15 protein-coding genes are annotated in these 20722 nt (G+C 68.7%); 7 read left to right on the forward strand and 8 right to left on the reverse strand.

Features of this window, described 5'->3' with window-relative positions; translation table 11 throughout:
* Positions 1–12: 12 nt before the first annotated feature.
* The 7 genes from ABT263_RS26390 to ABT263_RS26420 all read right to left on the reverse strand — a co-directional run bounded on the left by ABT263_RS26390 (position 13) and on the right by ABT263_RS26420 (position 10272).
* Positions 13–1335 carry an ABC transporter substrate-binding protein gene (locus ABT263_RS26390; protein WP_352293947.1) on the reverse strand — a complete coding sequence of 441 codons (1323 nt, stop codon included), beginning with the start codon at positions 1333–1335 and terminating at the stop codon, positions 13–15.
* Between the two features lie 94 nt (positions 1336–1429).
* The gene (locus ABT263_RS26395; protein ID WP_352293949.1) at positions 1430–3130 is read right to left on the reverse strand and encodes a glycoside hydrolase family 13 protein; all 1701 of its coding nucleotides are present in this window, start codon (positions 3128–3130) and stop codon (positions 1430–1432) included.
* Between the two features lie 378 nt (positions 3131–3508).
* Positions 3509–5239, reverse strand: a complete 1731-nt coding sequence (locus ABT263_RS26400) for a M4 family metallopeptidase (RefSeq protein WP_352293951.1) — start codon at positions 5237–5239, stop codon at positions 3509–3511.
* A gap of 516 nt (positions 5240–5755) precedes the next feature.
* A complete protein-coding gene (locus ABT263_RS26405) occupies positions 5756–6793 on the reverse strand; it encodes a LacI family DNA-binding transcriptional regulator (protein ID WP_352293953.1) in 1038 nt (345 codons plus the stop codon).
* A 261-nt stretch (positions 6794–7054) separates the two neighbouring features.
* Positions 7055–8362, reverse strand: a complete 1308-nt coding sequence (locus ABT263_RS26410; protein WP_352293955.1) for an ABC transporter substrate-binding protein — start codon at positions 8360–8362, stop codon at positions 7055–7057.
* A 61-nt stretch (positions 8363–8423) separates the two neighbouring features.
* On the reverse strand, positions 8424–9203 hold the full coding sequence (locus ABT263_RS26415; RefSeq protein ID WP_352293957.1) for a carbohydrate ABC transporter permease: 780 nt from the start codon (positions 9201–9203) through the stop codon (positions 8424–8426).
* A 115-nt stretch (positions 9204–9318) separates the two neighbouring features.
* Positions 9319–10272, reverse strand: coding sequence for a carbohydrate ABC transporter permease (locus ABT263_RS26420; protein WP_352293959.1), 954 nt, complete (start codon positions 10270–10272; stop codon positions 9319–9321).
* A 161-nt stretch (positions 10273–10433) separates the two neighbouring features.
* Here ABT263_RS26420 and ABT263_RS26425 point away from each other — a divergent pair, with 161 nt between their 5' ends.
* The 3 genes from ABT263_RS26425 to manA all read left to right on the forward strand — a co-directional run bounded on the left by ABT263_RS26425 (position 10434) and on the right by manA (position 14201).
* Positions 10434–11792, forward strand: coding sequence for a glycoside hydrolase family 125 protein (locus tag ABT263_RS26425; protein ID WP_352293961.1), 1359 nt, complete (start codon positions 10434–10436; stop codon positions 11790–11792).
* Positions 11789–12724 (forward strand): ROK family protein, encoded by a 936-nt coding sequence (locus ABT263_RS26430; protein ID WP_352293963.1) that lies wholly within the window; start codon positions 11789–11791, stop codon positions 12722–12724. Before ABT263_RS26425 ends, ABT263_RS26430 begins: the two co-directional genes overlap by 4 nt.
* Positions 12725–12977: 253 nt before the next feature.
* Positions 12978–14201, forward strand: coding sequence for a mannose-6-phosphate isomerase, class I (gene manA, locus ABT263_RS26435; RefSeq protein ID WP_352293965.1), 1224 nt, complete (start codon positions 12978–12980; stop codon positions 14199–14201).
* 292 nt (positions 14202–14493) lie between these two features.
* On the opposite strand, the gene ABT263_RS26440 is transcribed toward manA, so the two are convergent.
* Positions 14494–15708 (reverse strand): ABC transporter substrate-binding protein, encoded by a 1215-nt coding sequence (locus ABT263_RS26440; protein ID WP_352294001.1) that lies wholly within the window; start codon positions 15706–15708, stop codon positions 14494–14496.
* 243 nt (positions 15709–15951) lie between these two features.
* On the opposite strand from ABT263_RS26440, the gene ABT263_RS26445 reads away from it, so the two are divergent.
* From ABT263_RS26445 to ABT263_RS26460, 4 genes are all read left to right on the forward strand, one after another.
* Positions 15952–16455, forward strand: coding sequence for a helix-turn-helix transcriptional regulator (locus ABT263_RS26445; RefSeq protein ID WP_352294003.1), 504 nt, complete (start codon positions 15952–15954; stop codon positions 16453–16455).
* Positions 16452–17228 carry an ABC transporter ATP-binding protein gene (locus ABT263_RS26450; protein ID WP_352293967.1) on the forward strand — a complete coding sequence of 259 codons (777 nt, stop codon included), beginning with the start codon at positions 16452–16454 and terminating at the stop codon, positions 17226–17228. Before ABT263_RS26445 ends, ABT263_RS26450 begins: the two co-directional genes overlap by 4 nt.
* Before the next feature lie 4 nt (positions 17229–17232).
* Positions 17233–19557, forward strand: a complete 2325-nt coding sequence (locus tag ABT263_RS26455; protein WP_352293969.1) for an FtsX-like permease family protein — start codon at positions 17233–17235, stop codon at positions 19555–19557.
* A 249-nt stretch (positions 19558–19806) separates the two neighbouring features.
* The gene (locus ABT263_RS26460) at positions 19807–20574 is read left to right on the forward strand and encodes a hypothetical protein (RefSeq protein ID WP_352293971.1); all 768 of its coding nucleotides are present in this window, start codon (positions 19807–19809) and stop codon (positions 20572–20574) included.
* Positions 20575–20722: the final 148 nt, after the last annotated feature.

Below are 20722 nucleotides of genomic sequence, written 5' to 3' on the forward strand. Positions count from 1 at the left end.
TCGGTCGGCCCGTCAGTTCTTGTACGCGGCGGTCGCGGCGGCTTCGAGGCGCTGTGTGGTGCCCATCACGTCGCCGGGGTTGGCGAGGAAGTCCTGGAGGATCTTCCATTCGCCGCTGCCCTGGGTTCCGCCGAAGGCTGCGGGGGTCTGGTCGGAGAGGTCGAAGCGGAAGGTGTTGGCTGCGGCGATCAATGACTCTGCGGTCTGCCGGGTGGTGGCGTCAGGGTAACTGGCGCTGTCGAGAGCCTTGTTGGGGGAGAGGAAGCCGCCGGCCTTGGCCCACACGGCTGCGGCCGGCGGGGTGGAGAGGTACTCGAGCAGCTGCTGGGCGGCCTCCTTGTGCTTGGCGTCCTTGAGGATGACGGCCGCATCTCCGCCACCGACCACGGGTGGCTTGCCCGTGCCGACGGCAGGAAAGGGGAAGAACTTGGCGTCCTCACCGACCTTCTTCTTCAGCTCGCCGGAGATGACGGTGCCGACGAAGTCTCCCTCGTAGACCATGGCGGCCTTGGGCTGGTTGCCGAAGACCTGCTGGACGGACTCGGGGAAGTCGGTCTGCAGGGCGCCATTTGAGCCTCCGGCCACCAGCTGCTGGTCGGCGAAGAGCTTTCCGAGGGTGGTGAGGGCATTGACGACGCTGGGGTCGGTCCACGGTAGCTGGTGAGTGGCGAGCTTGTCGTAGTTCTCCGGGCCGGCCTGGGAGAGGTAGACGTTCTCGAACCAGTCGGTGAGCGGCCAGCCGGACTCGCCGGCTACGGCGAAGGCAGCCAGGCCGCTGTCGGATATGGCGTGGCCGGCCTTCAGCAGCTCGTCGAAGGTGGCGGGCGGCTTGACGCCGGCTCCTTCGAGGGCCGAAGGGCTGTACCAGACCGTCGACTTGTGAGCGGCCTTGAAGTACAGGCCGTACAGCTTGCCGTCAACGGTGCCGTAGTCAGTCCAGACCTTGGCGAAGTCGTGCTCCAGGTGGCCCGCGACGGTGGGCGGGAGCGGGTCGAGCCAGCCCTTGCGAGCGAACTGCTGGAGCACGCCCAGCTGCGGCATCATCACTACGTCCGGCGGGTCGCCGCCCTCGATCTTGCTTCCTACCAGGGTCGACACGTTGTCGCCGGTGGAGATGTAGACGGTCTTGGCACCGGTCCTGGCCGTGAATGCATCCAGTACCTGCTGGAAGTGCTTCTGCTCGACGCCGGTCCAGGTGGCAGCGACGCTGAGGGTCTGTCCGCTCAGCGGCTTGCCCCTTGCTTCGTCATCGGGCTGGCCGCCGCCGCAGGCGGTGGCAGTGCCGGCGAGGCAGAGTGATGCTGTCAGTGCGACGGCGGCTCGTGGGAAACGCATGGGGATTGTCCTCTCGCTGCGGCACAGCTCCGGGGGGTGGTCCCGAGTCGCTGAGCCGGAAACTGATCTGGTTCAGTGCAGAACTGACGTACCGTCAGAGTGTGTGCGTGTCGCTGATCCACCAGGCGGCGGTGCCGGCCGGCAGGACGCCTGGCGGGCAGGGGCCACTGGCGAGCAGTGGTGTCCCGTCGACCGGTGCGAGAGCGGGCACGTCGGCGAAGTTGACGGCGCACAGGAGTCCCTCGCCGCGAACGAAGGCGAGTACCCCGGGCGGGGTGTCGAGCCAGCGCAGTGTTCCTTCGCCGAGTTGTGGCAGTGCGCGCCGCAGACTCAGGGCCTCGCGATAGAGGTGCCAGACCGATCCGGTGTCCGCGAGCACCTGCGCGGCGGTGTGGGCGGCGAAATGGGCGGGCTGGGGCAGCCAGGGTTGCTTGGAGCTGTCCGGGCTGAATCCGAACGGCGGTTCCAGGCCTGACCACGGCAGCGGCACCCGGCAGCCGTCGCGGATACCGTCGCGGCTCCCGGTGCGGTGGAAGATCGGGTCGGTGATGACCTGGTCCGGGAGATCGTGGACCTCGGGAAGGCCGAGCTCCTCGCCCTGATACAGGTATGCGGCGCCGGGGAGCGCCAGCATCAACAGGGCGGCGGCGCGGGCTCGGGCCGGTCCGCAGAGCTCGTCGGTTCCGCTGAAGCGGGTGGTGGTGCGGACCTGGTCGTGGTTGTTGAGTACCCAGGTAACGGTCGAGCCGGTGGCGGTGATATCGCGGACTGCGGCATCGATGACGCGGTGGAAGTGTGTGGCGTCCCACGGGGCATGCAGGAGGTGGAAGAAGAACGCCTGGTGGAGCTCGTCCGGGCGCAGGTAGGCGGCCTGCTCGGCGGGTGTGGGAACGGATGCCTCGCCCACCAGTAGCCGATCGCGGCCGTCGCGGGCGGTGTACTCCTCGCAAATTGCCCGCCAGTCCCGCCAGATCCGGTGCACCTCGGGCTGGTTCCAGGCCAGTGGGTTGACCGAGTCTCGGGTGCGCTCGTCCGCCCAGGGGTCGGGGGAGTCAGGCAGGTCGGGGTGCTTGTACAGGCCTGCGGCGACATCGATCCGGAAGCCGTCGGCGCCGCGGTCCAGCCAGAAACGCAGCACCCGCTCGAACTCGGTGCTGACCGCTGGATGGCGCCAGTTGAAGTCCGGCTGCTCAGGGGTGAACAGGTGCAGGTACCACTGGCCCCAGCTGCCGTCCGTCTCCCGTACCCGGCTCCACGCAGGGCCTCCGAACATCGCCCGCCAGTTGTTGGGAGGCAGCTCGCCGTGTTCACCCCGTCCGTCGGCGAAGTGGAACAGTGCACGCTCGGGGCTGCCCGGCACGGCGGCGAGGGCGGTCCGGAACCACGCGTGCTCGCTCGAACAGTGGTTGGGGACGATGTCCAGAATGATCTTCAGTCCGAGTAACCGGCAGTCCTCGACGAGGTCGTCGAAGTCCGCCAGGGTGCCGTACAGCGGGTCGACGGTGCAGTGGTCGACGATGTCGTAGCCGTGGTCGCGTTGCGGTGAGACGTAGAACGGGTTGAGCCAGATGCCGTCGACTCCCAACCGCTTGAGATACGGCAGCCGCGCGCGGACCCCCGGAAGGTCACCGATGCCGTCACCGTCGGAGTCTTGGAAGCTGCGGACGTAGACCTGGTAGATCACCGAGTCACGCCACCAGGCGCGGTCCGGTGCCGCATCCGCTTCGGGGGCCGTGATGATCGAGCCCTGGTCGGGGGCGGCCGAAAGGTCGCCGGGCGGGGAGGTCCTGAGCATGTGTCACCTCAATGAGGGCGTAGTCGCCGTGCGGGGCATGTTCTCCGCGCGTGCTGTCCCAAGCGGCAGAGATGCATGCATGTTATGTATGCCGCAAGGATGTCGTCCAGGGGTTCAACTCTGCTCGATGCGCGGATATTTGGCTTCTATTGGGATAAATCGACGACCGTCCATACCTAACATGTAGGTAGATCTGAGGACGGATGCCTTGTGACCGGTCGGGGGCAAGGGCCCGTGCCAAGCCTTGGAGATCTTTGGTGGACATGCTCATGGGCGCCGACCGTAGGTCGGCGCCCATGGCTGCCTCATGTCTCCTGGAAGGCCGTGCCTGCCGTTGGGCTTTCGCCCGGGCGTCGGCGCTTCACGTAGTTGCCGGTGTCACCCGTTGCAGGTGCTGGCCGTTGGGGCGACTCCGACACCGCTCCAGGCCGCCTCTACCGCGCGGCAGCGGGTGCTGTTCCTGCCGAAGAGATCCCGTGCGGCATTGACCGTCGCAGTGCGGGCGCCCGGGTAGTCGGTGTTGCTGGTCATGTAGGTGGTGAGGGCGCGGTACCAGATCCGGGTGGCGTCGTTGTTGCCGATGCCGGTGAGGTTGGACCTGTTGCAGGTCGGGCTGGTGCCCCAGTTGGAGGAGCCGGATCCGACCGCCAGCAGATAAAAGAAGTGGTTGCCGATTCCGGAGGAGAAGTGAGGGTCGAGGTTCCTGGTGCTCCCGGACCAGCAGCTGACGGACCTGCCATCCTTGGCGGGGTCGTCCATCCACCGCAGCGGCGTGCCGTTGCCGTGGATGTTCAGCTTCTCCCCGATCAGGTAGTCGGGAGTGTCGGCCGGGTTGGCCGCGTTGAACTCCACCATCGTGCCCATGATGTCGGAGGTGGCCTCGTTGAGGCCACCGGCATCGCCGCTGTAGACGAGGCCCGCCGTGGCGGCGGTGACGCCGTGGGTCATCTCGTGGCCGGCCACGTCGATCTGGGTGAAGGGCGCGGAGCCGCCGGGTCCGTCCCCGTAGATCATGGAGAAGGAGGCGTCGTCCCAGCCGGCGTTGGGGTAGTTCGTACCGTAGTGGACGAAGGAGCGGGCACCGACGCCGTCGCCGCGGATACCGTTACGGCCGAGGACGTTCTTGTAGAAGTCCCAGGTGGCCTGGATGCCGTAGTGGGCGTCGACGGCTACGGTGGCGCGGTCGTTGAGGGCGCCGTTGCCCCAGACGTTGTCGCTGTCGGTGAAGGCGGTGCCCCAGCCGGCCGGGGGATGCATCCGGGGCGCCGTCCGGTTGCCGGCGTCACGGGTCTCGCCGTTGCCGCGATTGGGGTCGATGAGGGTGTAGCCATTTGAGTTGCGGCTGCTGGAGAGGCTGACGTTGCCGACCTGGAAACCGTGCCCGGTCCCGAGCGCACCCGCCGCGGTCGTTCCGGCGCCTGTGGGGGCGGCGTCGGCGGTGGCCTGGTGACTCCGAGTTGCAGCGGCGGGCTTCGACTGTTCTGCGACCGGGTGGTCGTGCAGGAAGCTCGAGTAGGTGTCCCAGCTCGCGCCCGCCTGGCCGGTGAGGGCGTCGACGAGCACGTGGAAACGGCTGGGAGCCTGGTCCGGAGCCGTGCCTTCGATGACGGATTCCCAGACCAACCGCGGGTCGGCGCCGAGCGCGTCGATCTTGAGGGTGGCGCTGGTGTCCGTCCTGGTGCCGGTGAAGCGGCTGAGAGCGGTGGCGATCGCCTGATCGGCCGTCACCGTGGGTGTGGTCGAGAGGTTGAGAGGCGCTGCAAGGGTGAGGGAGGCGGAATCGAGCCGCCCGTCGGCGGCCGAGTGGACGATCACGTCGCCGCCGAGCACCGGCAGACCGCGGTAGGTGCGGTCGAGATGGACGTGCCGGGTGCCGTTGGCCTCCACCTGGACACGGCGAGTGCTGAAGGCGTCGTCCGTTCCGGCCCGCGAGGCTTCCGGTGTTGCATGGACGGCGGCGATGGCTTCCCGGCCGGCCTGCTCCTGTGAGACCGGTGCGGGTCGGTTGTGCGACGACGAGGGAACGGCGGACGCGGCGGCGCCCATGACGGATATGACGAGGCTGCAGGCGATGAGCACCGGCAGGCCCGTCCGAAGGGATGGGGTCATGGCCACGTATGGTTCTTTGATCCACAACTCTTGGTCAAGGCATGCCAAATGACCTCTCGTTGGATCCATGGACGTCTCAACTGCCGAACTCGCTGGTGACTTTCCGGCAGAACCGTGCAGCTACCAGCGGTGAAATGCCGGCGTAACGCCAATGGGCGCTGTGGTGTGCGAGGCAGAAGTGACGCAGGTCACGCGAAGGCTTGGGTGGTAGTGGGTGGTACCCCCTCACGAACCCTGAGCGGAGCGCACTGCCTCGCCGGCCTGGAGCAACCACCGTGAGCCAGCCCGGCGCGACTCCGCGTGATCAGCATCGGGAGAAGCGGCGGGCATGGCGGCGGGCAAGCCGCTACGGGTTGCCCCGGTGCGTCACAGGGCGTAGTGGTCTGCTCGTCGCACGCCAGCTGTAGGGCCGCCCATACGGGGAGCAGGTCAGCCACTCGCCGAGACCCGGGTGCGGTGGCCCGGAACGAAGCCACGATCGGGATGCCGGAGACTGAGCGGATGAGGGCTACCTGTTCAGGCGTCGGCCGGAGGGATCTCGGCGCTGCCTCGAGCGATCAGCTCCACGGGCAGGACAATGCGCTCGGGGGCACGGGTGTCTCCGTCGATGCGGCGCAGCAGCAGCTGGGCGGCGCGGCGGCCGAGTTCCTCGGTGTCGGCGGTAACGACGGAGACGGGCGTCGGCAGCAGGTCGGCGAGGCGGAAATCGTCGAAGCCTATGACGGCCAGCGGGCGGATGTGCGGCAGGGTGACGCGCAGTACGCCTTCGGTGAGGAAGTTGGTTGTGGAGAAGACCGCGGTGGGCGGGTCGTCGAGCGCGAGAGCGGTGCGGGTGGCTTCGGTGGCTTCTTGTGTCGTGCCGTGGCGCAGTTTGAGGATGAGGTGGTCGTCGACGGGAATGCCCGCCTCTCGCAGGGCGCGACGGTAGCCGCGGACACGAAGGCCGGTGGTGTAGTAGGAGGGGGCGACGACGATGGCGATCCGGCGGTGGCCGTGGTCGATCAGGTGTCGGGTGGCCAGATGGCTCCCACGTTCGTTGTCGAAAACCACTACGTCGGCGTCGATGCCGTTGGCGGGGCGGTCCACGAATACCACGGGTGTGCCCTCCCGTCCCCCCGGGGGCTTGAGGAATCCGTAATTGCCCTGGTCGGGGACGATGATGAGACCGGCTACGCGGCGGCCGATGAGCTCGTTGATGGCGCGGCGCTCGGCGCGAGGATCTTCGTCGACGGTGGCCATCACCACGGCGTATCCGGCGCGGCTTGTGATGTCGACGGCGGCCTTGGCCAACGAGGCGTAGAAGGGGTTCGTGAGGTCACCGAGCAAGAGGCCGATGGTGCGCGAGTGCTGTCCGGGACGCAGCGCGCGCGCGATCTCATCGCGCTGGAAGCCCAGTTCGTCGATCGCGGCCTGGACACGGGCCGCGGTGGCGGGTTTGACGGCGCCTGATGCGTTGACGACTCGGGAGACGGTTCCCAGGCCTACGCCGGCCCGCAGGGCCACGTCGCGCATGGTGGGCCGCGCAGCTGGCCTGTTGGCGGGGCGGTCGGTCATGGCGGTTACCGTCTTTCCAGGGGGGCGTGTCTGCGCGGGTTGCTGGTGATCTTAGCGAGCGCACGGTGGAATCGCTTCCACTGCGTGAGTGAGGTGGTGTCGTCGGGCCCGACCGGCCTCAAGCGCAAGGCGGCGACTGCGAGAGGGCTTCGGCCGGTCGTGGCCCGGTGAAATGACGGATGGGGGAACGGCAGCGGTTTCCCGGGGGGCGGAGGGCCGGCCCGCCGTGGGAGGCGGGCCGGCCGGATCCAGCCGGGGTGGTCAGCCGTTGCCGCCGGACTGGATCAGTCCCTTGATCTTGGTGGCCATGGTGTACAGGTCCGAGACGGGGCGGCCGCCGGCCAGCACGGGCTGCCAGTATGCCTTGACCAGGTCGTTGTACTGGGCGGCCCAGTTGGTGGTGAAGCGCACCCCGCTGGTGGCGGTGGTGTCCAAGCCGGCCTTGACCGCAGTGGCAACCGTGGGCATGTCGGCCGCTGCCAGGGCCTCGAAGTAGGCGCTCTGGGCGCCGGTGAAGGCCGGGGGCGCCACCGGCGAGGAGGGCAGCACCTTCGACCAAACGGTGGTGTCGAGGTACTTGAGCACCTGGAAGGTGGCGTCGGGGTGGGTGGTGGCCGAGGGGGTACACACGCCGACGGCGTCGTAGAGGGTGGCCGGGGTGCCGTTCTGGGGCATGGGGGCGAAGCCCACGTTGACCGAGGGCTTGTTGGCGATGAAGCCGGCCGCGAGCCACTGGCCGGAGAAGAGCATCGGAAGCTTGCCGGCGGCGAGGAGGGACTGGGCGTTGGCGGCGTCGTAGCCGGGCGGGGCCACGTCGCCTGCCTTGATCGCGGCAGCGAGCTTGGTGACGCCTTCGGTGAAGGAAGGGCTGATGGTGGCCCTGGTGGGGTTGTTGGCGTTGTCGGTGAAGCCGTCCTGCCCCTGGGACAAGGCGTAGGTGCTGAGCGTGAAGGGGCCGTCTGTGGAGGTCATGTTGTCGGCTATCAGGCCGTAGCTGGCCCCGTCCTTGTGGGCCAGTGCGGCTGCGTCGCGGTACATCTCGTCCCAGGTCCACCCGGCCTTGGGCAGGGGCAGGCCGGCGGCGGTGAACGCGTCCGCGTTGTACCACACCCCGTAGGTGTTCAGCAGGGAGGGCAGGCCGCCGAGCTTGCCCTTGGGCGACTTCCAGTTGGCGAGCACGTTGGGGGCGAAGCCGCCCGCCAGCTGCGTGTCGGCGGCCAGGCGGGAGCTCCAATCGGTCAGCAGTCCCTGGCTGGCGTACTGCTGCTCGGTGTCGTTGCCGCACCAGAACAGGTCTGGAAGCTGGTGGGCCTGGGTGAGGGCGGCGAGCTTGTCGGCATAGTTGCCGCTGGGGGTGTCCAGGCGCTTGACCGTGATGCCCGGCGCGTGGAAATCGGCCAGGGCCTTGTCGATGGCGGCATTGGTCCCCGCCGACTCCCAGGTCATCAGGGTGACGGTCACCGGGCCAGTGGCGGAGGTGCCCTTGGTGCCGCCGCTGCCGCAGGCGGTGGCGGTGAGTGCCGCGGTGACGGCCAGACAGGTGCCCAGGACCAGCGTGCGCGTCCTCATGTCGGTGTCCTTTCAAGGGGGTGGGGAGGTGTGCGTGCATGATTGATCGGTGGTGACGTGTTCAGCGCTGGCTGATACCCAGGGCGCTCAGACCCTCGATGAAGTAGCGCTGGGCCAGGAAGAACACGGCGAGCGGCGGGACCATGTACAGCAGGTTGGTTGCCATGTACAGGTTCCAGTCCGGAGTCTGGCCCGCGAAGGGTGAGATGAAGGAGGCCATGCCAACGCTCAGCGTCCACTTCTCGGGCGAGTAGAGGTAGATCAGCGGGTTCAGGTAGTCGTTCCAGGACATCTGGAAGGCCAGGATGGCCATGGTGATCCACGCGGGGCGTGTCATCGGGAGCATGACCTGGAAGAAGATCCGCAGGTGGCCGGCTCCGTCGACCTTGGCGGCTTCGTCGATGGAGTAGGGGATGGCCAGAAAGTACTGGCGTGCGAGGAAGATGAACAGCGGGTTCCCGCCCAGCCACGCCGGCACGATCAGGGGCAGCCAGGTGTCGTACCAGCCGATGTCCTTGAACAGCTGGAACAGCGGAATGATCCCGACCACCGGCGGCAGTAGCATGCTGCCGACGAAGAGGTAGAACCACAGCCGGTTGCCCCGGAACCTGATCCGGGCGAGTGCGTAACCGGTCATGAGTGAGGTCAGCACGCCGCCGATCACGGACAGGCCGGTGATGATGACGGAGTTGAGCAGAAGGTGCGGGAAGCCGATGGCAGCGGGGCCGTTGACGAAGTTCTCCAGGTGGTACTGGTCCGGCAGTAGCTTGGGAGGCACCTGGAAGACCGCGGCGTGTCCCTTGAGGGCCACGGTGACCATCCACAGGATCGGCAGGAGCATGACCGAGCAGATGAACAGGGCGGTGGCGTACCACGATGTGCGACGCGCCAGCCGTCGGCGGCGGGGAGCGGTGACTGACGTTCGGTGGGCCGGCGTGGCCAGTACCTTCGGCTGATCAAGCATGGTCACTGTAGGTCCAAATCGAGGAGAAGCGGGCGGTGGCCGCCACGATCGCGACGATCACCAGGAACAGCACCCACACCTGCGCCGAGGCATAGCCGAGCTGGGGCATCTGGCCCAGGGTCGAGAAGCCGTGGCTGTAGATGGACAGCATCAGTACGTCGGTGCTGAAACCCGGCCCGCCGCCCGTGAGGATCTTCGGCTGGTTGAAGCTCTGCAGTGCGGTGGTGACCTGTAGAACCACTTGCAGGAACAGGATGGGGCTGATCATCGGCAGGGTGATCCGGAAGAACACGGTTCGTGAGGAGGCGCCGTCCAGCTTCGCCGCCTCGTACAGTTCTGTGGGCACCGCCTGGAGTGCTGCCAGGAAGATGATCATCGTGCTGCCCACTCCCCAGAGCATGACGATCACCACGGACGGCATCGCCATTGACGGCGAGGACAGCCACAGACTTGTGGGCAGGTGCAGCCACCCGGCCACCATGTTCGCGAGCCCCACCTGTGGGTCGAAGACGAACTTCCACAGGGTGATCGTGGCCACCACGGGCAGTACTACCGGGAGGTAGAGCAGGGTGCGCACCCACTTGACGCCCCTGAGGCGTTGATTGCAGAACATGGCCAGCGCCAGGCCGATGACCAGCGACGCGGGCACATACAGAAGAACCAGGTAGGACGTGGCGCGCACCGACGGCCAGAACGAGGGGTCGTCGTGGAACATGTAACGGAAGTTGGCCAGACCCACGAACTGCGGATCCGACAGGCCGTTGTAGCGGGTCAGTGCGAAGTAGGCCGAGCGGATCAGCGGATACAGCACGAACACACAGAAGCCCGTGATTGCCGGGGCCATGAACGCGTAGGCGGCCCGGGCGTCCGATGTGGTCCGGCGTTGCGCCCGCAATCGCAGCCGGCGCTTTCCCGAAGTCTTTGCATGCGTCTGGCCTGTACTCACGGCTCTCCTTGCGCTTGGTGCGTCCCCAAGTGGGCCTGTTCGCTGGCCTTGCTGGTGCGGTAACGTTTCCAATAGTTGGAAACGTTACCGGCGTCCGGTTGTAGCGCCCTCTTGGATGCCGACACTGTGGACCACCGATTCCAAAGGAGTCAATGCCCGTGATGGAAACGTTCCCGAACGGCGAGGGATGGATCGCGCCGGACTCGCTGGAGGACCTGGCGGCGCAGACCGTCCGGAAGCTGGCGGGGCATCCAGCCGCGCCCCTGGTGCGGGACTGCCTGCTCAACACCTGGACCACCGCGATGCGCTGGTCCACCGCTGGAGGTGCCCAGCCGCGGGAGGTGTTCGTGGCCACCGGCGACATCCCCGCGATGTGGCTGCGTGACAGCACCGCCCAGGTCCGCCCGTACCTGGCAGCCGCGGGGGAGGACACGCAGGTGGCGGACGCACTGGTGGCGGTCTCACGTCGCCAGACCCGCATGGTGCTGCACGACGCGTACGCCAACGCCTTCAACGACGGGCCTACCGGCGAACACGGCGAGCCGGGCGACCGGCCCGCGCCGGGACGATGGGTGTGGGAACGCAAGTACGAGTTGGACTCGCTGTGCGCGCCGCTTCAGCTGGCCTACGCACTGTGGCGGGCTACGGGCCGAACCGACCACCTTGACGACGGCTTCGCGCGGGCCGGCCGGCGCATCGTGGATCTTTGGCGCACCGAACAGGACCACGCGTCCTCCGACTATCGATTCGTCCGCCCGCACGGCCCTTACGCCGGTGACACCCTTCCCGGGGAGGGGCGTGGCGCGCCGGTCGCGGTCACCGGCATGACCTGGTCCGGATTCCGTCCCAGCGACGACCGCTGTGCCTTCGGTTACCTGATCCCGGCCAATGCACTGGCCGCGGTCAGCCTGCACGGGCTGGCCGAGCTAGCCACCGTCGTACTCGCCGATCCGGTGCTGGCCGCGCAGTGCCAGGCGCTGGCCGCGGAGATCGACACCGGCATCGCCCGCCACGGCGTCGTCGAGCACGCCGGGCAGCGGGTGCTGGCGTACGAAGTGGACGGCCTCGGTGGGTACTTGATCGGAGACGACGCCAACCTGCCCAGTCTGCTGAGCCTGCCGCTGGCGGGCTGGTGCACGGCTGACGACCCGCTCTACGTCGCCACCCGCGAGCTGATCCTCTCGGAGGCCAACCCCTGGTTCTACCGAGGCCGGCATGCCAACGGTATCGGCAGCCCGCACACCCCGCCGGGCCACATCTGGCCGCTCGCGTTGGCCGCGCAGGGGCTGACCGGGGACGCGGAACGGGCGCTCGCGGTGCTTGCCGGTACCACGGCCGGCACCGGGTTGATGCACGAGAGCTTCCACGCCGACGACCCCGCCCGCTTCACCCGGGCGTGGTTCGGCTGGGCGAACGCGATGTTCTCCGAGCTGGCGCTCCAGGTGGCCGGTAAGTCGGTGGCCGGCCTGTTCCCCGTCCACCCGCGCACCCGCGCACTCACCGCAGGGGGCTTGGTGTGAGCGCCCGGTCCGCGCCGGCCGGCCTGGTCGCGGTGCTCGAGATCGGTGGCACTCATGTCACCTCCGGGCTGGTCGACACCGCTCGCTGGGAGCTGGCTGGGCCCGTCACGCGCCTGCCGGTTCCGGAAGGCTCAGCCGATGCCGTCCTGGATGCCTTCGCTGCGGCCGCCCGCGCCACCGACACACCGGGGGGCACCGCCTGGAGCGTGGCCATCCCCGACCCGTTCGACTACCACCGTGGCGTGGCCTGCTTCGCGCCGGGCGGCAAATTCGGTGAACTCTCCGGCATGGACCTGCGTGGGGCGCTGGCGGCCCGCCTCGGATGCCCCCCGACGGACATCGCCTTCTGCCACGACGCCGAGGCCTTCTTGTTGGGGGCATGGGTCTGCGGTCACGTCACGGGCGCCGTCCGCTGCGCGGCGCTGACGTTGGGCAGCGGAATCGGGTCCGCGTTCCTCGCCGACGGCCGACTGGTGCATGAGCACCCAGGCCTGCCGCCAGGAGGACGCGTCCACCTGCTCGACCTGGACGGCGCGCCGTTGGAACAGACCGTCTCCCGCGCCGCGGTGCGTCGCGGGTACCGCCGGCTGACCGGGCAGAGCCTGGACGTCGCCCAGATCTGCGCCCGCGCCCGCACCGGCGAACCGGCCGCCACCGCAGTACTTCGTCACGCCTACCGCGGCCTGGGCCGCGCCCTGGCCCCGGTGCTGGCCGGTTTCGACCCCGACATTCTGGTCGTGGGCGGCTCCATCGCCGCCTCCTGGGACCTACTGGCCCCGTTCGTGGCGGAGGGCCGGGCGGCCGCCGACGCCGCCTGGCCACCAATGACGGTCAGCCTCGATGCACACGCCGCGCTGCTGGGAGCCGCCTACCACCGGGTGTCCGGCCAGCCGAACCCCGTCCCGATCGGCTTCGGCACCCTGGGGCGATGATCAGCACCCCCGACGTCAGCAAGGGTGACTTCTCGTGATTCCAGAGTCCCGGCGGCACCGATGTCGAGTTCGACGAGACCGACCGAGTCCCGGACCGCCTCATACGTCGCCCGGCGCCGCAAGTCACCCGGGTACCCACCTGCCCCTACCACCCAGTAGTTGATCATCCCTGCCCGACCAGCAGGACCCCGGCGTTGTGCACCCGTAGCACCAGGGGTGCACCACACCGCAGGATCGGTGAAAGGAAGAAGACGTGGACCGCCTCACCGGCACCTTGCACACCTATTCCTGGGGGTCGCCAACCCTCATCCCCCACCTTCAAGGGCGGCTCCCTGACGGTCGCCCCCACGCCGAACTGTGGCTGGGCGCTCACTCCGCCGCACCCTCTCATTTGGAGGGGGACCAGCAGCGGCTTGCGTTGGACCGAGTCATCGCCGGCGACCCCACCGGCGAACTCGGTGCCGACACCGTCGCGCGGTTCGGCCCGCGCCTGCCCTTCCTGCTCAAGCTGATTGCCGCTGAGCGGCCACTCAGCCTGCAGACCCACCCCACTACCGTCCAGGCACAGGCCGGATTCGCCCGCGAGGAAGCCGCAGGCATCCCGCGTGACGCACCGCACCGCACCTACAAGGACCCCCATCACAAACCGGAGTTGATCTGCGCGCTGACCGACTTCGAGGCTCTCTGCGGATTCAAGCCACCCGGCGAGGCCCATCGTCTGATCACCAACCTGCACCTGCCCGCACTCCAACCCTTGGCCGAAGCCCTGCGGCAACCCCAAGACGCTCTGCGCACCGCCTTCACCTGCGCGCTCGGGTGGCCGCGAGCCGAGCTGCACCGTCTCACCGGCGACCTCGCCACCGCACTGGACCGCATGGCCGCAGACGAACACGCACCGTTGTCCGCCCAGGAACTGCACGCCCACGCCGCCCTTGCCCGCAGCCATCCCAGCGACCCGGGTGTGCTGGCCGCGCTGCTGTTGCACCACGTTCTCCTGCGACCCGGGGAGGGCTTGTACCTCGGCCCCGGCATTCCCCACACCTACCTTCGGGGCCTGGGTGTGGAGATCATGGCCGCCTCCGACAATGTCGTGCGTTGTGGCCTCACCAGCAAGCACGTCGACATCCCCGAACTGCTGAACACCGTCGCGTTCACCCCGTACCGGCCGTACTCGCTCAGCCCGACCGCAGCCCATTACGGAGGCGAGGAGGCCTACGCCGCCGCCGTCGCGGACTTCCGCCTCAGTCGCTACGTCTTTCGTGGCGAGGCCCGCAGCCACAGGCTCCGGCCGGGTACGGCCCAGATCCTCCTGTGCACTCACGGCCAGGCCGACGTGACCGCCCCCGGCCGCCCGACGACGACGCTCAGCGCAGGACAGGCTGTGTTCCTCCCCGCGCGCTCCGCCGGCGTTCGCCTGTCCGCCACGCAGGCTCTGGTGTGGCGTGCCACCACCGGAATGCCGCCCATCGGTCGCTGATCACGCTGGAGGGACCCGCACGCTGATCGCACAGAGCCTGGTGCGCACAGACGCCAGGGTCTGTGCGATCAGTGAATCCGGGACGGCGAAGGTCGCGAGCGTGCGCCGACGCTCAACCGCCCCCGGTCAGACACGAGCCCGGTCCAGCACCTTCAGCACATAGGCTTCGTCGGCACAGATCGCATCCATGATCTTCTGCCCCAACGCAACTGCCTTCTCCCGAGCGGTCATTACCGCAGTCACCCGTCCATGAGAAGCGGCGTAGCGAGCCGCGTGGCCGGCCGGGCATCTCCTAGCCGCCCACGATCTCGCGCAGATCGGCGGCCATCCGCGAAACTGCCGAGTCCGGGGTTGTTCGGCCGAGAAGTGCCTCGTACGAAGCCGCGCCGATCGCCAGGCTCAGTTGCTGGTACGTCGGCGCCTGCGGACGTTGCACCGCCGTCTCAAGGGTGTGCCGCAGCTCTGGCAGATACGGATAGCGTCCAACCAGTTCCGGATCGGAGTAGAGGGTCATTCGCACCGGCGGCAGCCTGCCTTCGGTCAAGACCCGGCGCTGAACCTCGGAGCCGGTCAGGTAACGGATCAGCTCGCGCGCCGTCCGCTGGTGCCGGGACGCGGACCCGACCGCTAGGTCTGTACCGCCGAGCATCGCCGCACCGGCCCCCTGAGGGCCCGGCAGAGGGGCCACACCGAACCTCCCCGCGATCTTCGAATCCGGTCCTTCGGCCTGCGGGTAGACATACGGCCAGCTTCGTAGGAACAACAGCCGCCCATCCTGGAACGCCTGCCGTGACTCCTCCTCGCGATAGGCCAAGGCTTCGTGCGAAATCCAGCCCTCGCGCACCCCGCGTGCCAGGAACTCCAGACCGGCCCGGGCCTGCGGCCCGTCGACGGCGACCTTCCCCCGATCGTCCAGAAAGCGACCGCCCGCCGACGCGACCACCTCCGCCACGTTCACCGTCAGTCCCTCGTACGGCAGGAACTGACCTGCATAGCCCGCCAGGCCGAACCGTGGTGCCACCGTCTTCGCCAGCCGCTCGAGCTCGGCCCAGGTGGTCGGGGGCTGCTCACCGGCCTGCGTCAGCACGTCGGAGCGGTAGTAGAGCAAGCCGGCATTGGTCGTGAACGGCACCGCGTACAGCCGGTCCTCCCACCGGCAGGTCGCCACCGCTGACGGCAACAGTTCCCCGGCCGTCACCTCGGTCTCGTCCAGTGGGGCGATCCACCGCCGCTGAGCGAACTCCGCCGTCCACACCACATCCAGATTGACCACATCAAACCGGTCACTGCCGCGCGACAGGCCCTCGGCGAGCTGAGCCCGTACCTCGTCCGCCGCATCCGGCAACTCGACCAGGGTCGCCCGCTGCCCCGGGTGACCCGTGTTCCAGCTGTCGATCAGTCCCTGCATGTAGCCGGCCCGGTCGCGACCGGTGACCACCGTGACCGGCCCGACTCCGTCCGTCCTGACATGGTCCGCCCCGTCGGGCGGCGAGCAGCCGGCGACCATCAACCACAGGCACAGCGCAACCGCGGCCCATCCCCGTAACCGACGACCTGGACGGTGCACAGCAACGACCTCCAACCTGCCCGTACAGCGGTGCCGGCCGAGGCGCCTACCGCCACAGCCGGGTGCCTGATGGGCCTCGCGCCCCGGCTCGCGTACCGTGTGATCCGGCCGAACCGTCAGGCCGTTTCTACTGACGACAGAGTATGCCCGGACGAACGCAGGAACAGGGAGGGGAATCTCGCAGTGCGGCTACCGCTGCTCGCCTTGCTGGCCAAGGGACCCGCCCACGGTTACGAGCTCAAGCAGGCCCTTGAACAGACCTTCGGCGCCGCTTACCCTCGGGCCAACATCGGCCAGGTCTACGTCACCCTCGCACGCCTCGAGAAGGCTGGTCTGATCGAAGGCCAGGACGTCTCCCAGGAGGGGAAGCCGGACAAGCGCGTGTACGCCGTCACCGACGCCGGCCGACAGGCGGTGGCGGACTGGCTCGCCGAACCGACCCAAGGACCACAGCTGCGAGACGACTTCTTCATCAAGCTCGTCCTCGCCCCGGAAACCGAACTGGCGGACCGGCTGACCCTCATCAACAACCAGCGCCGTCACTATCTCAACGTCATCCGGGGACTCAACACGATGGCGACGCAGGAACGCGGCAACCGGGTCTCCCAACTGCTCATCGAGGGCGCAGTTCTGCACCTGCAGGCCGACCTCGACTGGCTGGAACGCTGCCAGGAGGACCTCACGTGAACGGCCCGCCCGCCGACACCGCAACACGCCGGGTCGATGTCCCGACCCCCGTACTACGAGCCGTCGCCCTCACCAAGACGCACTTCGGCGTCCACCCCGGAGTCGAAGTGAAAGCTGTCCGGGGTGTCGACCTCACCGTCCAAGCCGGTGAATTCGTTGCTGTCACCGGTCCATCCGGGGCCGGTAAGTCCACCCTGCTCCACCTCCTCGGCGGTCTCCAGCGGCCCGACAGTGGCGAAATCCACCTGGGCGGCCGACGGATTGACACCCTGGGTGAGGCCGACTGGGCCGTACTGCGTCGACGGCGGATCGGCATCGTCTTCCAGACCGGCAACCTGGTCTCCGACCTCACCGTCGCCGACAACATCGAATTACCCGTCCTGCTCGCAGGCCATCCCGCCCGCACCGCACGCGAACGCCGTGAGCGGCTGCTCGACGAGCTCGGCCTGACCGACCGCGCCGGCGCCGCACCCTCCACGCTCTCCGGCGGCGAACGCCAGCGTGCGGCGCTCGCCCGGGCACTCGTCAACGACCCCGACCTCCTGCTCGCCGACGAACCCACCGGCAGCCTTGACAGCCGCAGTGTCCGCGAGGTCCTCGCCCTTCTCACCCGCCACCACGATGAAGGTCGGACCATCCTGCTCGTCACTCACGACGCCCGGGTAGCCGCCCACGCCGACCGAGTGATCAGCCTGTTCGATGGTCTGATAACCGACGACGCCCCGATCACCGGCACTCCGTACGCCGGCCCCCTCATCGACCTCGGCGGGTAACCCGATGCGCGCCGCCCTCCGCTGGATCCGCGCGGACCTCCGAACCCATAGGCTTCCGGCCCTCCTTGTCGTCCTCGCCACCGCCGGCACGGCCGCTGCTCTGCTCCTGGCCGGCACCCTCCTGGACAGCGTCAGCGGGCCCTGGCAACGACAGTTCGCCCGCGCCGACGGAATCCACGTCTGGATCGAGACCCGCACCGACCACGCGGACACCCGACTCGCACTGCTCCCCGGTGTCACAGGCATCGCCGGACCGTACCCCGCCACGACCGCTGACCTCACCGGTCGAGCCGGAACCCCCGTCAACGGAACACCACCCAGCCTCAACCTGCGCGCCGCCGACCCCACCCCCACCTCGCTCTCCCATCCACTTCAGGCCACTGGACACTGGCTCGACCCGGCACACCCCGACGGCGTCGTCCTCGAACGCTCCCTCGCCACCGCCACCTGGCTGCGGACCGGCGACCGGATCACGGTCCGTGGCCCCGACGGTCGGGAGCACGCGCTCACTGTCCTCGGCACCGCTGACAGCCCCGATCGAGCCCGCTACCCCGACCTGCGGCCAGGACTGGTCTGGGTCCTACCGTCCACCCTCGACCTCGTCCAGCCCGACTCCGAACGCCTCAACCACGCAGTCGGCCTACAACTCGCCCACCCGCCGGACGCCGACTACTTCGCCCAGCGCGCCGTCAACGCCCTCGGCAGCGAACAGGTGACCCACATCGCCACCTGGACCGACGCACGTGACTCCCACCAACGCGAGAGCCGCCCCTCCGGTCTGCTGCTCGGACTGTGCGGACTCGCCGCCCTTCTGGCCGCCGCCCTCGCCATCGCCGGCGCGGCCGGCGGCCGGATCCGGGGCCGCCAAGGCGACATCGCCACCCTCAAAGTCATGGGCTTCACCCCTCGTGGCATCGCGGGCATGCTCGTCCTCCAACATCTGATGCTGGCCAGCGCCGGTCTGCTGCTCGGCATCGCCGGTGCCTTTGCCGCGGCACGGTTACTACCCTCGCTCACGCCACAGGCCGGCGCCCCGGCCACCCCCTGGACAGCATGGTCGGAGCTCCTCGGCGGCGCGAGAGTTTGCCTCCTCGCCACAGTGGCCTGCTTTGCCGCAGTCGCCTTCGCCTCTGCCGTCCCCGCCCTGGGTGCCTCCCGGGTCCCCGCCGTCCCACCCAGCGGACCGGCCCCGGGCGAGGACGGCCCGCCCCGCACCGCCCGGCTCTCCCTGCTCCACCGACTCCCGCCCGCGGTGGTCCTCGGTGTCCGAGGCGCTCTGCGCGGCCGTCGCCGCAGCGTACTCGCGGCAGCCCGCCTCGCCGTTCCGGTTGCGGCCGCAACTCTGGCGCTCACCACCTGGTCAACCCTCGACAGGCTCGACCACACCTTCACGGGCGGTCCGGCTGCCGACATCCTCACCGTCCGCGCCGTTCCCGCCCCCGACCCGCTCCCCGCCCAGCTCGCCGCCGACCCGAACGTCACAGCCGTCCACCCCGGCCTCGAACGGGAGGCCCTCGGTCCCGGTCAGTCCGCCACCGTCACCCTCAGAGCCATCGGCACCACCGACCACCCTTACCCTTTCAAGATCGTCGAGGGCCGCACCACGCGTTCATCCAACGAAGCCGTCGCCGGGCAGGGAGCGCTCGACCTGCTCGGCATCCACGTCGGCCAGTGGACTCGGATCACGATCGATGGCACCCCGCGCATCCTGCACATCGTCGGTCGGACCATCGAGCCCGACCGCGGCGGACGCGTCATCACCGCAACCCTGGACGCCCTCACCGATGCCGACGCCTCCCAGCCCGCACCCGACTACTACGCCGTCACCCTTCGCCCCGGGGCCCGGGCGGACAGCGTCGCCGGGTCCCACCCGGACCGCCTCACGGCGCAGACCGTTCCAGGTCTCACCAACCTGGGCACCCTGCGCGCTGCAGTGATCGGACTGGTTGCACTCCTTGCGCTGATCGGCCTCGCCGAATTGCTGACACTCGCCGCCACGGCACTGCGTGCGCATCGGCAGGATCTCGTCCTCCTACGCACCCTCGGCCTCACGCCGAGGCAGGCGACGTCACTGGTGGTGATCCGTTCGGCCACCGTCGCGCTGTTCGGCGTCTGCCTCGGAGTGGTCGTCGGCATTCCACTCGCCCTCGCCCTCATCAACGAGCAGGGCGATTCCACCGGCGTCGGTGCCGGTCTCGCCCAGGCCCCGTCCGCAGGTGCTCTCGCGCTGCTGATCGTCACTGCCGTCACAGGCGCCGTGGCCGCCTCGGTGCTGCCGGCTGTACGCGCTGCCCACCAACCCCCGGGCGATGTCCTGCAGGACCTCTGACCGCCTCGCCGAGCTGTTGCTCCACAGCGCCGCCGGACCAAGCCGGAAACCACCTCGAATGTCATGCCATGCTGCCTTCCAGGGCCTGATGCTCACAGGCCTCCGGCGCAGCCCGATGACCTCCTCGGAGCAAGCACGTTGATGCAGCGCTTCTCCCGACCGCACACCCGGCCGTTCAAACAATCGCGACAGTTGGTAGAACTCCTACAGCTCCACGTCCTGCTACACGGTCAGACGAAACGAGAAGCTGTGACAGACACCCGATTCAATGACGCCATCTCCCAACTCGAACGCGACCTTCCCGTAGCCGAAGCCCGGCGGCGTGTACTCGAGGACGAACTGGCCGCAGCCGTCGCCACCGAGAACGCCTTGCGCGGCGCGCTCGAGAGCCTGCGCCTGCTGTCGGGGCTGCCGCTCCCGCTGGAGACGGACTCCGCCCCCGAGATCGGACACACTGAAGAGAGCGGCCTAGTCGAGGTCATTGCCGAGCAGCCCGCTGAACCTGCAGGCGAGTCGGGTGCCGATCCGACGGCGACACGCAAGCCTGCACCGGTAACGCGGGCTGCCGTCAAGAAGCCGACAGAGAAGGGAAGCACCGGGAGGAGGGCGACGGCGAAGAAGAGTACGACCAAGGCGGCTTCGAAGGAGTCGGAACCGGCCGGCACCATCTCGCAGACCACGACCCACCCCGGTGCACGTCGGCGCAGCGTGGCGAAGAAGGCCGCGACGAAGAAGGCCGTTGCGCAGTCGAAGACGGCCAAGCCCGTCGAGCCGGTACAGATCACAACGCCCGTGCCGGCGCCCCGGCGTCGGCGGACCGGTATCACCGCCGAGAGCATCCTCAAGGTCCTGTCCGAGAGTGATGGACCCCTGCGAGCCAAGGCCGTCGTCGCCCAGTTGGGGATCGACGACGAGCCTGGCACCGTGAACTCCGTTCGCACTGCGCTGGAACGCCTGGCCAAGGCGGGCCGGGCTCAGCGTGCAGGTCGCGGTCTGTACGCCGGACAAGGCAACTGACCGTGTGACGCGGTCCTTGGTCCGGTCCCTCGGGACCGGTCCAACCCGCACGGTCCCGGGTGTCTCAACCGCGATCTGCGGTCGGTCCACGCCGACTGTGCGGGATTTCCCCACGCTACTTCCAGTCAACGGAGTTCGCGTTACCGTC

It is taken from the genome of Kitasatospora sp. NPDC001603 (genome assembly GCF_040298365.1).
In the GTDB taxonomy this organism is placed as follows: Bacteria; Actinomycetota; Actinomycetes; order Streptomycetales; family Streptomycetaceae; genus Kitasatospora.

What these genes read in the sequence shown, in the direction of transcription:
- ABT263_RS26390 (WP_352293947.1), bottom strand. Translation starts at nt 1,335, where the DNA reads ATGCGTTTCCCACGAGCCGCCGTCGCACTGACAGCATCACTCTGCCTC.
- ABT263_RS26395 (WP_352293949.1), bottom strand. Translation starts at nt 3,130, where the DNA reads ATGCTCAGGACCTCCCCGCCCGGCGACCTTTCGGCCGCCCCCGACCAG.
- ABT263_RS26400 (WP_352293951.1), bottom strand. Translation starts at nt 5,239, where the DNA reads ATGACCCCATCCCTTCGGACGGGCCTGCCGGTGCTCATCGCCTGCAGC.
- ABT263_RS26405 (WP_352293953.1), bottom strand. Translation starts at nt 6,793, where the DNA reads ATGACCGACCGCCCCGCCAACAGGCCAGCTGCGCGGCCCACCATGCGC.
- ABT263_RS26410 (WP_352293955.1), bottom strand. Translation starts at nt 8,362, where the DNA reads ATGAGGACGCGCACGCTGGTCCTGGGCACCTGTCTGGCCGTCACCGCG.
- ABT263_RS26415 (WP_352293957.1), bottom strand. Translation starts at nt 9,203, where the DNA reads ATGCTCCTGCCGATCCTGTGGATGGTCACCGTGGCCCTCAAGGGACAC.
- ABT263_RS26425 (WP_352293961.1), top strand. Translation starts at nt 10,434, where the DNA reads ATGGAAACGTTCCCGAACGGCGAGGGATGGATCGCGCCGGACTCGCTG.
- ABT263_RS26440 (WP_352294001.1), bottom strand. Translation starts at nt 15,708, where the DNA reads ATGGTCGCCGGCTGCTCGCCGCCCGACGGGGCGGACCATGTCAGGACG.
- ABT263_RS26455 (WP_352293969.1), top strand. Translation starts at nt 17,233, where the DNA reads ATGCGCGCCGCCCTCCGCTGGATCCGCGCGGACCTCCGAACCCATAGG.